Raw genomic sequence first — 15,074 nt, forward strand, 5'->3', positions numbered from 1 at the left:
TTTAGAGAATCCGCATGCAAACTTTTTTTATCGCGCCCACCGATTTTGGCGTGGGTCTGACCTCCATCAGCCTCGGGCTGGTGCGTACCCTGGAGCGGGCCGGACTGAAAGTCGGCTTCTTCAAACCGATTGCCCAGCCGCATCCGGGCGACACTGGTCCTGAGCGCTCCACCGAACTGGTGGCGCGCACCCACGGCCTGAAACCGCCGCAGCCACTGGGCCTGGCCCATGTCGAGCGGATGCTCGGCGACGGTCAGCTCGATGAGTTGCTCGAAGAAATCATCGCCCTCTATCAGCAAGCTGCTATCGGCAAAGATGTGCTGGTGGTCGAAGGCATGGTGCCGACCCGTAGCGCCAGCTACGCCGCGCGGGTCAATTTGCACCTGGCGAAAAGCCTGGATGCCGAGGTGATTCTGGTCTCGGCCCCGGAAAACGAAGTGCTCGCCGAACTCTCCGGTCGCGTGGAATTGCAGGCGCAATTGTTCGGCGGCCCGAAAGATCCAAAAGTCCTCGGCGTAATCCTCAACAAGGTCAAGACCGACGAGAGCATGGATGCCTTCGCCACGCGCCTCAAAGAGCATTCGCCATTACTGCGCAGCGGTGATTTCCGCCTGCTCGGCTGCATTCCGTTTCAACCCGAACTCAATGCACCGCGTACCCGCGACGTCGCCGACCTGATGGGCGCGCAGGTGCTGAACGCCGGCGATTACGAAACCCGGCGCATGACCAAAATCATCATCTGCGCACGGACCATGCGCAACACTGTGGAGCTGCTCAAGCCCGGCGTACTGGTGGTGACCCCGGGTGATCGCGACGACATCATCCTCGCGGTCAGCCTCGCGGCACTCAATGGCGTACCGCTGGCCGGGCTGTTGCTGACCAGCGACACCCTGCCCGATCCACGCATCATGGACCTATGCCGTGGCGCGCTGCAGGCCGGTCTGCCGGTGCTGTCGGTGAGCACTGGCTCCTACGACACCGCCAACCTGCTCAATGGCCTGAACAAGGAAATTCCCATCGATGACCGCGAGCGCGCGGAGATCATCACTGACTTCGTCGCCAGTCATCTCGACGCCAAATGGCTGCATCAGCGCTGTGGCACACCGCGGGAAATGCGTCTGTCGCCAGCGGTATTCCGCTACCAACTGATTCAACGGGCGCAGTCGGCGAACAAACGCATCGTCCTGCCCGAAGGCAGCGAGCCGCTCACCGTGCAAGCGGCGGCGATCTGCCAGGAGCGCGGCATCGCCCGTTGCGTGCTGCTGGCCAAACCCGAGGACGTCGAAGCGGTGGCCCGCGCGCAAGGTATCGAGTTGCCGCCGGGGCTGGAGATCCTCGATCCGGACTTGATTCGCGAGCGCTACATCGAGCCGATGGTCGCGCTGCGCAAAAGCAAAAGCCTCAACGCGCCGATGGCCGAACAGCAACTGGAAGACACCGTGGTGATCGGCACCATGATGCTCGCGCTGGATGAGGTCGACGGCCTGGTCTCGGGCGTGATCAACACCACCGCCAACACCATCCGCCCGGCCCTGCAACTGATCAAGACCGCACCGGGCTGTACGCTGGTGTCGTCGGTGTTTTTCATGCTGTTCCCCGAAGAAGTGCTGGTCTATGGCGACTGCGTGATGAACCCACACCCGAGCGCCGCCGAACTGGCGGAGATCGCCCTGCAAAGCGCTGATTCGGCCGCAGCATTCGGCATCACCCCGCGCGTGGCGATGATCAGTTACTCCAGCGGCGAATCGGCCAGCGGTGAAGAAGTCGAGAAAGTCCGCGAAGCCACCCTGCTCGCCCACGAGCAACAGCATTCGCTGCTGATCGACGGCCCGCTGCAATACGACGCCGCTGCCAACGCAGACGTCGCCCGGCAACTGGCGCCGAACAGCCAGGTGGCCGGTCGCGCCACGGTGTTCGTGTTCCCCGACCTGAACACCGGCAACACCACCCACAAAGCCGTGCAGCGCAGCGCCGACTGCGTCAGCCTCGGCCCGATGCTGCAAGGCCTGCGCAAACCGGTGAACGACCTGCCGCGCGGCGCGCAGGTCGACGACATCGTCTACACCATCGCCCTGACCGCGATTCAAGCCGCCAACCGACCTATGGATGTGTAAATGCTGGACTTTCTGCCCGCCCCGATTCGCGGCGTGATCGCCGCGCTGCTGTTGGCGCTCAATACGATTCTGCTGTGCTCGTTCCTGTTCTGCGTCGCGCTGATCAAAGTGCTGCCCTTCGACCTCGCCCGCCGCGCCTCACTGTGGCTGATGAGCCACACCCACGAAGCCTGGATCAGCAACAACAAAGGCTGGATGAACCTGGTGCGCCGCACCCGCTGGCACATCAGCGGCCTGCAAGGTCTGGACTACCAACACTCATACCTGATCACCAGCAACCACCAGAGTTGGGTCGACATCCTGGTGCTGCAATACGTGCTCAACCGCCGCATCCAGCCGCTGAAATTCTTCCTCAAGCAGGAGCTGATCTGGGTTCCGGTGATCGGTCTGGCCTGGTGGGCGCTGGGCTTCCCGTTCATGAAGCGCTACTCCAAGGCGTACCTAGAAAAGCATCCAGAGAAGAAAGGCAAAGACCTCGAAACCACGCGCAAGACCTGCGCGAAATTCCGCAACAACCCGGTGGGGATTTTCAACTTCGTCGAAGGCACGCGCTTCACCGAAGGCAAACATGCGCAACAGCAGTCACCGTTCAAATACCTGCTCAAACCCAAGGCGGGCGGCATCGCCTTCGTGCTGGACGCGATGGGTGAGCAACTGGAGTCGATCGTCAACGTGACCATCCACTATCCGGGCGGGCGTCCGGGTTTCTGGGATCTGCTGTGCGGCAACGTGCGCGACGTGGTGGTGCACTTTGAAGAACTGAAAATCCCGCCGGCCTTCATCGGCAAGAACTACGACCAGGACGGCGAATATCGCCTGCAATTCCAGGGCTGGATCAACCAGCTGTGGCAGGACAAGGATGCGCTGCTGGAACAGATGCACCGCGAATTCGCAGACAAACGTTAATCCCCTGTAGGAGCGAGCCTGCTCGCGATAGCGGTGGAACAGCCACTCCCAATGTTGAATGACACACCGCTATCGCGAGCAGGCTCACTCCCACAGTTTGAACACGGTGTATTCAGGTAGAGATTAGTCGGCTGTCAGGCCGCCTTCGCGAGCAAGCCCGCTCCCACAGTTTGAAACCGGTGTATTCAGGTAGAGATTGGTCGGCTGTCAGGCCGCCATCGCTGGCAAGCCAACTCCCACAGGAAAAGCTAAAGCCAGGCGCACGCTTTTCACCACTCAAATGGCCGAGTGTCAGCTCGCCGAAAGCTCTTGATCTTGATCCACGGGCGACGTCGGAAGGCTGAGCGTAGGGATTGATCCGGGGGTGGGAGCGCAGCGACCGTTTGGCGCAGCCAAACACAGCGAGAGGAGGTGCAGCGAAGCCAACCGGAGGCGCTGCGCCCGGATCAATCCCGCAGCGAAGGGACCCCGAGCCCCAGCGAGCGGGCCGAACGCAGGAGCAAGCGTTTTTGGTTACTTTTTAGGCGTTTGTAAAAAGTGACCCGCCGTAAGGGCGGAACCCCAAGCAGCCGTTACCGCAGCAACGGATATACACCCAAAACCTCAAGAGCATGGTCGGCCCAAAGGCCGCCACCGCCAAAAACCAAATGACCCACAATAAAAAAGCCCGCCGATGATCACTCATCCACGGGCTCTTCATTTCCAGCTAACGTTTAAATCGCGCCACGCTGACGCAGCAGATCCAGCACTTGCTTGACGCTTTCTTCCAAAGACAACGACTGCGTGTCGATCACCAGATCAGCATTCAGCGGCACGTCATACGGGAACGACTCACCCGGAATATTATCGCCACCCGCAGCATACAAGCCCTGCGGATCACGCTCGGCACACACCGCCGGCGAAGCCTGCACATAAACCGTCAGCAGACGCTCCTTGCCGATCAGATCCTTGGCCTGCTCACGACCTTCGGCGCTCGGCGCCACAAACGCAGCCAGAGTCAACAGACCCGCCTCGTTGAACTGACGCGCCACATGCGCAGCACGTCGCCAGTTCTCGGTACGACCGGCACGATCCTGCGGCAGCCCTTTGTTCAGGTCGTGACGCAGATTCTGACCATCCAGCACAAACACCGCACGGCCCATGTCGAACAGCTTGCGCTCGACCGCATAGGCCAGCGTGCTCTTGCCCGCGCCCGACAGGCCGCTGAACAGCACGGTCGCTGGCTGCTGGCCGAAACGCTGGGAACGTTCCTCAGTGGCAACGTGAGCCAGTTTGCCGTGGTGCGAGGCAGTCCCATGAGCCACTGGCTGAGCGACGATCATGCCGGCGCCGACGGTGCCGTTGGTCAAACGGTCGATGACGATGAACGCGCCGGTGGTGCGGTTGCTGTCGTAACCGTCGAGGGCGATCGGCGCGTCGAGCGCGATCTTCACCTTGCCGATTTCGTTGAGCTGCAACGCGCTCGCCGGGCCTTCTTCGAGGGTGTTCACGTCGACCTTGTTGACGATGCTGGCAATCGAGCCCGGCACGTAACTGGTGGCGCGCTTGATGTCGTATTTCTTGCCCGGCAGCATCGGCTCTTCAGCCATCCACACCAGCATCGCTTCGAAGCTGTCGGTGACCGGCGGCACGTTGTCGGCATGCACCAGCAGGTCGCCACGGGAGATGTCGATTTCGTCTTCCATGGTCAGCGTCACCGCTTGACCCGGGCCGGCCTGCTCCAGCTCACCTTCGAAGGTGACGATGGATTTGACGCGGCTGCTCTTGCCCGACGGCAGAACCACCACTTCGTCGCCCTTGTGCACGATGCCGCTGGCGAGGGTGCCAGCGAAACCGCGGAAGTTCAGGTTCGGACGGTTGACGTACTGCACCGGGAAACGCAAATCGGTGAAGTTGCGGTCGCCCGCCACTTCCACGGTCTCGAGGATTTCCATCAGCGACTGGCCTTTGTACCAAGGCGAGCGCTCGGACTTGTTCACCACGTTGTCGCCCTTGAGGGCAGACATCGGCACGAAGTGCATGCTGGTCGGCTTCATCTTCAAGCCTTCGGCGAACTTCAGGTAGTCGGCCTTGATCGACTCGAACACGCCTTCATCGAAGTCTTTCAGGTCCATCTTGTTGATGGCGACGACGATGTGCTTGATGCCCAGCAACGAGGCAATGAAGCTGTGGCGACGGGTCTGGGTCTGCACGCCGTAACGGGCGTCGACCAGGATGATCGCCAGATCACAGGTGGAGGCACCGGTGGCCATGTTGCGGGTGTACTGCTCATGGCCAGGGGTGTCGGCGATGATGAATTTGCGTTTGGCGGTGGAGAAATAGCGGTAGGCGACATCAATGGTGATGCCCTGCTCACGCTCGGCCTGCAGACCGTCGACCAGCAACGCCAGGTCGATGTCGTCACCGGTGGTGCCGACTTTCTTCGAATCACGGGTGATGGCTTCCAGGTGATCTTCGTAGATCATCTTGGAGTCGTGCAGCAGGCGCCCGATCAGGGTGCTCTTGCCGTCATCGACGTTACCGCAGGTCAAAAAGCGCAGCAGCTCTTTACGTTCGTGCTGGCCCAGGTAGGCGAGGATGTCCTCGCTGATCAAATCAGATGCGTGCGACATGACAACCCCTTAGAAATAACCCTGACGTTTCTTGTCTTCCATCGAGCCTGCGCCATCATGGTCGATGACCCGGCCCTGGCGCTCGGAAGTTCGCGTCAGGAGCATTTCCTGAATGATGTCCGTGAGGGTTTCAGCCTCGGACTCCACCGCGCCCGTCAACGGGTAGCAGCCAAGGGTACGGAAACGCACTTTCTTTTTGACGATGCGTGCCTTGTCCTCGTCGGAAAGGTGTTCGAGGATACGGTCGTCGTCGATCATGATCAGCGTGCCGTTCTTCTCGATCACTTCGCGCTCGGCGGCGAAGTACAGCGGCACAATCGGGATGCCTTCGAGGTAGATGTACTGCCAGATGTCCAGCTCGGTCCAGTTCGACAACGGGAACACCCGAATGGATTCGCCCTTGTTGACCTTGCCGTTGTAGACGTTCCACAGCTCAGGGCGCTGGTTTTTCGGGTCCCAGCGGTGCTTGCTGTCGCGGAACGAGTACACGCGCTCTTTGGCACGGGACTTCTCTTCATCGCGACGGGCGCCGCCGAACGCGGCGTCGAAACCATGCTTGTCGAGCGCCTGTTTCAGGCCCTCGGTCTTCATGATGTCGGTGTGTTTGGCGCTGCCGTGGGTGAACGGGTTGATGTTCTGCGCCACGCCATCGGGGTTGATGTGGGTGATCAGGTCCAGGCCCAGCTCTTCGACCATCTTGTCGCGGAACTTGTACATCTCCTGGAATTTCCAGCGAGTGTCGACGTGCATCACCGGAAACGGCAGTTTGCCCGGGAAGAACGCCTTGCGTGCCAGATGCAGCATCACGGCGGAGTCTTTACCGATGGAGTACAGCATCACCGGGTTGTCGAACTCGGCGGCCACCTCGCGGATGATGTGGATGCTTTCCGCCTCCAGCTGTTTCAGATGCGTCAGTTTGTCGACCATGGCTACTCACGAAAGCTTTCTTATGAACGGCCAGCGGGCCGTGTTCGAGCGGGGAATCCTAGCACAGCGACCTCTTCTAATCAGGACGCCTACTAGATCGAAAGGGCATATGAATATGCCTGCCGGTTCGGCCGAGCAGTTCCCTTGTGGGAGCGAGCCTGCTCGCGAAAGCGGTATGCCAGACACCTTTGTATTGAAAGTCTGACGCCTTCGCGAGCAGGCTCGCTCCCACAGGTATTTGTGGTGGATTCAGATAGGGTTCGGACAATCGATGAAGATGTGTTCGAGGGCGAAACGTTTTGCCAGGTAGTCACCCAGCGCCTGCACGCCATAGCGCTCGGTGGCGTGGTGGCCGGCGGCGATGAAGCTGATGTCGTTTTCCCGCGCGCTGTGGAAGGTCTGCTCGGAGGCTTCACCGCTGAGGAACAGATCGACACCCGCCGCCACGCCCTGATCGATATAGCCCTGCCCGCCACCGGTGCACCAGCCGACCCGACGAATCATCCCACTGCCCTCGACCAGCAGCGGCTCGCGGCCCATGACGTCTTTAACCTTGCGGGCGAAATCACGCGCAGTCATCGGCTCATTCAACGACCCGACCAGTCCGACAATTTTAAGGTTGTCCGGATCCAGTGGCCCTTCAACGGTAATGTCCAGCTGACGCGCCAGTTGCACGTTGTTGCCGACCTCCGGATGCAGATCCAGCGGCAAGTGATAGGCGAGCAGACTGATGTCGTGCTTGAGCAAAGTCTTCAAGCGCCGCTGCTTCATGCCGGTGATGCACGGGTTCTCGCCTTTCCAGAAATAGCCGTGATGCACCAGTATCAGGTCGGCCTCGGCCTCCACCGCCGCGTCAAGCAGCGCCTGACTGGCGGTGACGCCACTGACGATGCGCATCACCTGCGGACGGCCTTCGACCTGCAGGCCGTTGGGGCAATAATCGGCAATTTTCGCACTGCCAAGGTAACGGTCGGCTTCTTCGACGAGGGTGCTGAGGGCGACGGCCATGAAAGACTCCTGAAAATCCCGTTCAGAGGCGCGCGCGGCCTCGTATAATGCGCGACATTATGGGCGGTCTGACCCCGCCTGCAACTTTTCCAGGACGTGCTTAATGCTCAAGGCGCTGCGTTTTTTCGGCTGGCCGCTGTTGGCCGGTGTGCTTATCGCTCTGTTGATTATTCAGCGTTACCCGCAGTGGGTCGGGCTGCCGAGCCTCGATGTCAACCTGCAACAGGCCCCGCAAACCACCAGCGTGCAACAGGGGCCGGTGTCCTATGCCGACGCGGTGACCATCGCCGCACCCTCGGTGGTCAACCTTTACACCACCAAGGTCATCAACAAACCGGCGCACCCGCTGTTTGAAGACCCGCAGTTCCGGCGCTTCTTCGGTGACAACTCGCCGAAGCAGAAACGCATGGAATCGAGCCTCGGTTCCGGGGTGATCATGAGCCCGGAAGGCTACATTCTGACCAACAACCACGTGACCACCGGCGCCGACCAGATCGTGGTGGCGCTCAAGGACGGTCGCGAAACCCTCGCCCGGGTGATCGGCAGCGATCCGGAAACCGACCTCGCGGTGCTGAAGATCGACCTGAAAAACCTGCCGGCGATCACCGTCGGCCGCTCCGACAGCATCCGCATCGGCGATGTCGCGCTGGCCATCGGCAACCCGTTCGGCGTCGGCCAGACCGTGACCATGGGCATCATCAGTGCCACCGGGCGTAACCAGTTGGGCCTGAACAACTATGAAGACTTCATCCAGACCGACGCGGCGATCAACCCGGGCAACTCCGGCGGCGCGCTGGTCGATGCCAACGGCAACCTCACCGGCATCAATACGGCGATCTTCTCCAAGTCCGGCGGCTCGCAGGGCATCGGTTTTGCGATCCCGGTGAAACTGGCGATGGAAGTAATGAAATCGATCATCGAGCACGGTCAGGTGATTCGTGGCTGGCTCGGTATTGAAGTGCAGCCGCTGACCCAGGAACTGGCCGAGTCGTTTGGCCTGTCCGGGCGCCCGGGGATTGTCGTGGCGGGGATCTTCCGCGATGGCCCGGCACAGAAGGCCGGCCTGCAACTGGGTGACGTGATTCTGAGTATCGACGGCGAACCGGCCGGTGATGGCCGCAAGTCCATGAACCAGGTGGCGCGGATCAAGCCGACTGACAAAGTGACCATTCAGGTCATGCGCAACGGCAAAGAACTGAAGCTCACCGCTGAAATCGGCCTGCGTCCGCCGCCTGCACCGGTGAAAGAAGAAGAGTAAAACTTTATTCGCGCCGAGTGCGCGAATGAAAGACACTCTCAACAGGCATGTTATATTGTTTCAATTTAACGATTGGAACAACATAACATGTCGTCTCGAAAAAAGGCCTCGCTGCTTGGCCTGACCCTTGGCCTGCTGGGCGATCCGGTCTTCGCCGAAGATCCGCAACCCATCGAACTCGACGCCATCAGCGTCACTTCCGATTATGAATCCCCCAGCGGGCCGGTCAGCGGCTACCGCGCGACGCGCTCCGCCAGTGCAACCAAAACCGACACCGCCATCCGCGACATTCCCCAAGCGATCAGCGTGGTGCCGGCCAGCGTGCTCAAGGATCTGGGCAGCCACAATGTCGAACGCGCACTGGAATTTGCCGGCGGCGTGTCGAAGCAGAACAATTTTGGCGGCCTGACGCTGTACGAATACAGCGTACGCGGCTTCATCACCTCGGAGTTCTACAAGGACGGTTTCAGCGCCAATCGCGGCTACCCGAGCACGCCGGACGCGGCCAATGTGGAGCGCATCGAAGTCCTCAAAGGCCCGGCCGCTAGCCTGTATGGCCGTGGCGATCCTGGCGGCACGGTGAACATCGTCACCAAAAAGCCGCAGCCCGAAGCGTTCACCACCCTGCAGACCAGCGCTGGCAGCTGGGATCGTTATCGCACGGCACTGGACGTCAATACGCCGCTCGACGAGCAGGGGGACGTGCTCTCGCGGATCAACCTCGCGGTCGAAGACAACCACAGCTTCCGTGATCACGTCGACAGCCAGCGGGTCTTCGTCGCACCTTCGATCAGTTGGCAACTGAGCCCGGACACTTCGTTGTTGGTGGAAAGCGAAATCGTCCGGCACAACTCCACGTTCGACCGAGGAATCGTCGCGCCGAACAACAAATGGAGCGGCGTTTCGCGCTCGACCTTCCTCGGTGAACCGAACGACGGCAACATCGACAACCACAACAACCTGCTCCAGGCCACCCTCGAGCATCAGCTCAACGACAGCTGGAAACTGCGTCTGGCCAGCCACTACAAGGAAGGCAAACTGTGGGGCGACGCGTCTGAAAGTCGTGCGCTGAACGCCGATGGTCACACGGTCAACCGACGCTACCGCGAACGGGACACTAACTGGCACGACAGCATCACCCAATTGGAGCTGCGCGGTCTGTTCGACCTCGGACCATGGCAGCACGAACTGCTGATCGGCACCGAGTACGAGAACTACCGCAAGAACGAACGCGTCACTACCATCGCTGGCGGTCCCTACGCCATCGACATCTACAAGCCGATCTACGGCCAACCGAAACCCAACGGCCCACGCTCGGGTACTGACTTCTTCGAACACGTCGAAAGCCACGCACTGAACCTGCAGGATCAAATCATCTTCACCGACAAACTGCGCGGGATGATCGGCGCACGCTTCGAACACTTTGATCAACGCATCGACGATCACACCCGCAATGCCAAAAGCCAGCAGACTCACGACGCCCTCACCCAACGCGCCGGCCTGCTCTATCAGTTGACGCCGAACACCGGCCTGTTCGCCAACACCTCGACCTCGTTCAAACCGAATAACGGCCTCGACGCCTCCGGCAAATCCTTCGATCCCGAAGAAGGTGTCGGTTACGAAATCGGCATCAAGAACGAACTGTTCGACGAGCGCCTGAGCAGCACCCTCGCCTTCTTCCACATCGACAAGGAGAACGTCCTAGCCCTCGACCCGGGCACCGACACCAGCCGCGCGATGGGCAAGGCGCGCAGTCGCGGTTTCGACTGGCAAGTGACCGGGCAAGTGACCGATGCCGTGCGGGTGATTGGTGCCTTCGCTTACATCGACGCTGAAGTGACCAAGGGCGACGCGGCAATCCCGACCGGCAGCCGCATCCTTGGCGTGGCCAAGCGCAGTGGCAGCCTGCTCGGCGTCTACGAGTTTCAGGACGGCCATTTACGCGGCTCGGACGTCGGCGCGGCGTTCACCTACGTCGGCGATCGCTCCGGTGAAGCCGGCGGTGATTTTGAAATGCCGGCCTATCACACCGTCGATCTGCTGGCCCATTACAAGGCCAGCGACAACGTCACGGTTGGCCTGAACCTGAACAATCTCTTCGACGAAAAATACTACGAGCGCTCCTACAGCAATTACTGGGTCAACCCCGGCGAGCCGCGCAATTTCACCGTCAGCCTGACACTCAACCTGTAAAAGGACGTCACCATGCAATGCCGCAAAACCCTGCTGATCATCGCCGCCCTGTTCGCCACTCAAGCCTCGGCCCATGGCCTGTGGACAGAACAACGGCGCGGCAATATCGAAGTGATCTACGGCCACGGCGCCGAGGACAATGCCTTCAAGGCGCAGAAAATCAGCGGCGCCTGGGCTTATGACGCGGGCGGAAAAATGATTCCGGTCAGCGTTGAGCGCCTGCCTGATCACGCTCGCCTGAAACCTCTGAAAACGCCGGCGGTACTGGCAGTGGCGTTGAACAACGGTATGTGGTCGCAAACCGCTGACAAAAAATGGATCAATGAGGGGCGCAGCAAAGTGCCGGGCGCTGTCGAGGCGACGCAGACCTTCAAGTACAGCCTGGCGATTTATCAGCCGGGGGCCAAGTTGCCCAAGCTTGATCAGATCAAATTGCTGATTCTGCCGGAAGTCGATCCGCTGACGGTCGGGCCGGGGCAATCATTGCCGGTGCGGGTGTTGCTTGATGGCAAACCGGCGGCGGGGGTGAAGTTGATCGGTGACTATCGCAGTGCGCCGAATACCTTGAGCACCGAGACTGACAAGGACGGCCGCGCGCAGGTGTTGGTGCGTAATGAAGGGTTGAATGTGATTGCCGCGCAGGTGGAGGTGCCGGTGAAGGGCAGTGCTGATGTGAACAGTCGTGGACTGTTCAGTTCGCTAACGTTTTTGGGTGAGCCACATCACGAATAATCAACACAAGTCCCCTGTAGGAGCGAGCCTGCTCGCGATTGCGCCGGGTCAGTCAGCATAAATGCTGAATGTCCGTCCGCTATCGCGAGCAGGCTCGCTCCTACGGGGGTAATGGTGTTTTAGAGTTCGCCGAGGCCGTCGATCAGCGCCTGATTCTGCTCCGGCGTACCGATCGAGATCCGCAGGAACTGGGCAATCCGCTCCTGCTTGAAGTGACGCACGATCACACCCTGCTCGCGCAGTTTGGCTGCCAGCCCTGCTGCATCGTGTTGCGGGTGACGGGCGAAGATGAAGTTCGCCGCCGAAGGCAGCACTTCAAAGCCTTTGGCCTGCAATTGCGCGATCACCCATTCACGGCTCTCGATCACCAGACGGCAGGTCTTGTCGAAATACTCGCGATCCTCGAACGCTGCCGCCGCCCCGACAATCGCCAGGCGATCCAGCGGATAGGAGTTGAAGCTGTTCTTGATCCGCTCCAGCGCCTCGATCAGATCCGGGTGCCCCACCGCCAGACCGACGCGCAGGCCGGCCAGCGAGCGCGACTTGGACAGGGTCTGGGTCACCAGCAGGTTCGGATAACGGTCCACCAGACTGATCGCGGTTTCGCCACCGAAGTCGATGTACGCCTCATCCACGACCACTACCGAATCCGGGCTGGTCTTGAGGATCTGCTCGACCGCCTCCAGCGCCAACAGGCAACCGGTCGGTGCGTTCGGATTGGGGAAAATGATCCCGCCGTTCGGTTTGGCGTAGTCCGCCGGGTTGATCTGGAACTGCGCGTCCAGCGGCACGGCATCGAACTGGATGCCGTACAGACCGCAATACACCGGATAGAAGCTGTAGCTGATGTCCGGGAACAGCAGCGGCTGCTCGTGTTGCAGCAGACCGTGAAAGATGTGCGCGAGCACTTCGTCCGAACCATTGCCGAGGAACACTTGATTGCTCTGCACGCCGTAGTAGTTGGCGACGGCGCTTTTCAGCAGATCGCTGTTCGGGTCCGGGTACAGACGCAGGTTGTCGTTGAGTTCGGTCTGCATCGCCGCCAGGGCTTTTGGCGACGGGCCGTAGGGGTTTTCGTTGGTGTTGAGCTTGACCAGTTTGGTCAGCTTTGGCTGCTCGCCCGGCACATACGGCACCAGATCCTTGACGAACGGGCTCCAGAATTTACTCATGATCAGTTCCCCTTCTGCTCAGCTTTGATGCGGTATTCGGCGCTGCGTGCGTGCGCACTCAGGGATTCGCCACGGGCCAGCACCGAAGCGGTCTTGCCCAGCTCGGAAGCACCGGCCTCGGAGCAGAAGATGATCGACGAACGTTTCTGGAAGTCGTACACACCCAGCGGCGAGGAGAACCGCGCGGTGCCAGAGGTCGGCAACACGTGGTTCGGACCAGCGCAGTAGTCGCCCAGCGCCTCGGAGGTGTGACGGCCCATGAAGATCGCACCGGCGTGACGGATCTGCGGCAACCACGCTTGTGGATCAGCGACCGACAGCTCCAAGTGTTCCGGGGCGATACGGTTGGCGACTTCGATGGCTTGCGCCATGTCGCGCACATGAATCAGTGCACCGCGACCATTGATCGAGGTTTCGATAATGGTTGCGCGGTCCATGGTCGGCAGCAGTTTGTCGATGCTCGCAGCGACCTTGTCGAGGAATTCGGCGTCCGGGCTGACTAGAATTGCCTGCGCGTCTTCGTCGTGCTCGGCCTGGGAGAACAGATCCATGGCGATCCAGTCCGGATCGGTCTGGCCGTCGCACACCACAAGGATTTCCGACGGGCCGGCGATCATGTCGATGCCGACCTGACCGAACACGTGACGCTTGGCGGTGGCCACATAGATGTTGCCCGGGCCGACGACCTTGTCCACCTGCGGCACGCTTTCAGTGCCGTAAGCCAGCGCGGCAACCGCTTGCGCACCGCCGATGGTGAACACCCGGTCAACGCCGGCAATGCACGCCGCCGCCAGCACCAGTTCATTGATTTCACCGCGCGGGGTTGGCACGACCATGACCACTTCGGTCACGCCGGCGACCTTGGCCGGAATCGCGTTCATCAACACCGACGATGGATACGACGCCTTGCCGCCCGGCACATACAGACCGGCCCGATCCAGCGGTGTGACCTTCTGCCCGAGTACGGTGCCGTCGGCCTCGGTATAGCTCCAGGAATCCTGTTTCTGTTTTTCGTGGTAGCTGCGCACCCGCGCCGCGGCTTTTTCCAGCGCTTCGCGCTGTGCCACGGTGATGCGGGTCAGCGCCAGTTCCAGACGCTCGCGCGGCAGGATCAGGTCGGCCATCGACGCCACTTCGAGGCCGTCGAACTTCTGGGTGAACTCGACCAGCGCCGCGTCACCGCGCTCGCGCACCGCCTTGATGATGTCCAGCACGCGCTGATTGACCGAGTCGTCAGACACACTTTCCCAGCTCAGCAGATGATCCAGATGATGCGCGAAATCCGGGTCAGCAGCGTTGAGTCGGCGAATTGCAGTCGGTGCGGTCATAGCGAGAGCCTCATAGGAATGGCGAAAAACTCAGGCGCCCGAAACTATCATTCGATCCGCTTGGGCACCTGAGAATTCTGGCTATGAGGCGGATAGACGGCGCGACCAGGGGTCGCGCAGGTACATCAGCCGCGGTGTCGCGATTCCACTGCGTTGCGCAGGGTATCGATCAACGCCTGGATTCGGGCGTGTTGCATCTTCATCGAAGCCTTGTTGACCACCAGGCGCGAGCTGATCGTGGCGATCAGTTCCTGAGGTTCCAGGCCGTTGGCGCGCAGGGTGTTGCCGGTGTCGACCACGTCGATGATCTTGTCGGCCAGACCGATCAGCGGCGCCAGCTCCATCGAGCCGTAGAGCTTGATGATGTCGACCTGACGACCCTGTTCGGCGTAGTAACGCTTGGCAACGTTGACGAATTTGGTCGCCACGCGCAGACGGCCCTTGGGCTCGGCCGCGCCGATCTTGCCGGCGGTCATCAGCTTGCACTGGGCAATCTGCAGATCCAGCGGCTCGTACAGGCCCTGGCCGGTGTATTCCATCAACACGTCTTTACCGGCGACGCCGAGGTCGGCCGCGCCATGCTCGACATAGGTCGGCACGTCGGTGGCACGCACGATCAACAGACGTACGTCATCCTGAGTGGTGGGGATGATCAGCTTGCGGCTCTTGTCCGGATTCTCGGTCGGCACGATGCCGGCTTCAGCGAGAAGCGGCAGGGTGTCGTCAAGGATGCGGCCCTTGGACAGTGCGATGGTCAACATGGGAAACGTCAGTCCTTATCAAGGTACTCATGCCCGGTCGCAATCGGCGCCGGACACACATCG

Annotated in this window: 11 protein-coding genes; 5 read left to right on the forward strand and 6 right to left on the reverse strand. The window is 60.7% G+C overall.

Going from position 1 to position 15,074, the window contains the following annotated elements:
- Nucleotides 1-14 precede the first annotated feature (14 nt).
- Together pta and CRO59_RS26585 are read left to right on the forward strand one after the other, a co-directional pair.
- Nucleotides 15-2,114 (forward strand): phosphate acetyltransferase, encoded by a 2,100-nt coding sequence (pta, locus tag CRO59_RS26580; RefSeq protein ID WP_027610863.1) that lies wholly within the window; start codon nucleotides 15-17, stop codon nucleotides 2,112-2,114.
- The gene (locus tag CRO59_RS26585) at nucleotides 2,115-3,020 is read left to right on the forward strand and encodes an acyltransferase (RefSeq protein WP_027610862.1); all 906 of its coding nucleotides are present in this window, start codon (nucleotides 2,115-2,117) and stop codon (nucleotides 3,018-3,020) included. It abuts the gene before it with no gap.
- 713 nt (nucleotides 3,021-3,733) lie between these two features.
- On the opposite strand, the gene cysN is transcribed toward CRO59_RS26585, so the two are convergent.
- The 3 genes from cysN to CRO59_RS26600 form a co-directional block, all read right to left on the reverse strand.
- Complete coding sequence (cysN, locus tag CRO59_RS26590) at nucleotides 3,734-5,632, reverse strand: sulfate adenylyltransferase subunit CysN (RefSeq protein ID WP_096795367.1); 1,899 nt, start codon at nucleotides 5,630-5,632, stop codon at nucleotides 3,734-3,736.
- 9 nt (nucleotides 5,633-5,641) lie between these two features.
- Complete coding sequence (cysD, locus tag CRO59_RS26595; protein WP_003221715.1) at nucleotides 5,642-6,559, reverse strand: sulfate adenylyltransferase subunit CysD; 918 nt, start codon at nucleotides 6,557-6,559, stop codon at nucleotides 5,642-5,644.
- Nucleotides 6,560-6,808: 249 nt separating this feature from the next.
- On the reverse strand, nucleotides 6,809-7,567 hold the full coding sequence (locus tag CRO59_RS26600) for a Nif3-like dinuclear metal center hexameric protein (RefSeq protein WP_097090396.1): 759 nt from the start codon (nucleotides 7,565-7,567) through the stop codon (nucleotides 6,809-6,811).
- A gap of 103 nt (nucleotides 7,568-7,670) precedes the next feature.
- On the opposite strand from CRO59_RS26600, the gene algW reads away from it, so the two are divergent.
- The 3 genes from algW to CRO59_RS26615 all read left to right on the forward strand — a co-directional run bounded on the left by algW (nucleotide 7,671) and on the right by CRO59_RS26615 (nucleotide 11,750).
- Nucleotides 7,671-8,825: a Do family serine endopeptidase AlgW gene (algW, locus tag CRO59_RS26605; protein ID WP_096795365.1), complete on the forward strand. Its 1,155-nt coding sequence runs from the start codon at nucleotides 7,671-7,673 to the stop codon at nucleotides 8,823-8,825.
- A gap of 87 nt (nucleotides 8,826-8,912) precedes the next feature.
- On the forward strand, nucleotides 8,913-11,018 hold the full coding sequence (locus CRO59_RS26610) for a TonB-dependent siderophore receptor (protein WP_097090395.1): 2,106 nt from the start codon (nucleotides 8,913-8,915) through the stop codon (nucleotides 11,016-11,018).
- Nucleotides 11,019-11,030: 12 nt separating this feature from the next.
- A complete protein-coding gene (locus CRO59_RS26615; protein ID WP_097090394.1) occupies nucleotides 11,031-11,750 on the forward strand; it encodes a DUF4198 domain-containing protein in 720 nt (239 codons plus the stop codon).
- Nucleotides 11,751-11,869: 119 nt separating this feature from the next.
- Here the strand turns inward: CRO59_RS26615 and hisC are convergent, their stop codons facing one another.
- The 3 genes from hisC to hisG form a co-directional block, all read right to left on the reverse strand.
- Nucleotides 11,870-12,922, reverse strand: a complete 1,053-nt coding sequence (hisC, locus tag CRO59_RS26620; protein ID WP_097090393.1) for a histidinol-phosphate transaminase — start codon at nucleotides 12,920-12,922, stop codon at nucleotides 11,870-11,872.
- A 2-nt stretch (nucleotides 12,923-12,924) separates the two neighbouring features.
- Entirely contained in the window at nucleotides 12,925-14,250 is a 1,326-nt protein-coding gene (gene hisD, locus CRO59_RS26625) for a histidinol dehydrogenase (protein WP_097090392.1), read from the reverse strand.
- Between the two features lie 125 nt (nucleotides 14,251-14,375).
- A complete protein-coding gene (gene hisG / locus CRO59_RS26630; RefSeq protein ID WP_007967226.1) occupies nucleotides 14,376-15,011 on the reverse strand; it encodes an ATP phosphoribosyltransferase in 636 nt (211 codons plus the stop codon).
- Nucleotides 15,012-15,074 lie beyond the last annotated feature (63 nt).

It is taken from the genome of Pseudomonas sp. LAMO17WK12:I5 (assembly GCF_900215165.1).
In the GTDB taxonomy this organism is placed as follows: Bacteria; Pseudomonadota; Gammaproteobacteria; order Pseudomonadales; family Pseudomonadaceae; genus Aquipseudomonas; species Aquipseudomonas putida_A.

What these genes read in the sequence shown, in the direction of transcription:
- hisC (WP_097090393.1), bottom strand. Translation starts at nt 12,922, where the DNA reads ATGAGTAAATTCTGGAGCCCGTTCGTCAAGGATCTGGTGCCGTATGTG.
- cysD (WP_003221715.1), bottom strand. Translation starts at nt 6,559, where the DNA reads ATGGTCGACAAACTGACGCATCTGAAACAGCTGGAGGCGGAAAGCATC.
- CRO59_RS26610 (WP_097090395.1), top strand. Translation starts at nt 8,913, where the DNA reads ATGTCGTCTCGAAAAAAGGCCTCGCTGCTTGGCCTGACCCTTGGCCTG.
- CRO59_RS26600 (WP_097090396.1), bottom strand. Translation starts at nt 7,567, where the DNA reads ATGGCCGTCGCCCTCAGCACCCTCGTCGAAGAAGCCGACCGTTACCTT.
- hisG (WP_007967226.1), bottom strand. Translation starts at nt 15,011, where the DNA reads ATGTTGACCATCGCACTGTCCAAGGGCCGCATCCTTGACGACACCCTG.
- CRO59_RS26615 (WP_097090394.1), top strand. Translation starts at nt 11,031, where the DNA reads ATGCAATGCCGCAAAACCCTGCTGATCATCGCCGCCCTGTTCGCCACT.
- algW (WP_096795365.1), top strand. Translation starts at nt 7,671, where the DNA reads ATGCTCAAGGCGCTGCGTTTTTTCGGCTGGCCGCTGTTGGCCGGTGTG.
- hisD (WP_097090392.1), bottom strand. Translation starts at nt 14,250, where the DNA reads ATGACCGCACCGACTGCAATTCGCCGACTCAACGCTGCTGACCCGGAT.
- CRO59_RS26585 (WP_027610862.1), top strand. Translation starts at nt 2,115, where the DNA reads ATGCTGGACTTTCTGCCCGCCCCGATTCGCGGCGTGATCGCCGCGCTG.
- cysN (WP_096795367.1), bottom strand. Translation starts at nt 5,632, where the DNA reads ATGTCGCACGCATCTGATTTGATCAGCGAGGACATCCTCGCCTACCTG.
- pta (WP_027610863.1), top strand. Translation starts at nt 15, where the DNA reads ATGCAAACTTTTTTTATCGCGCCCACCGATTTTGGCGTGGGTCTGACC.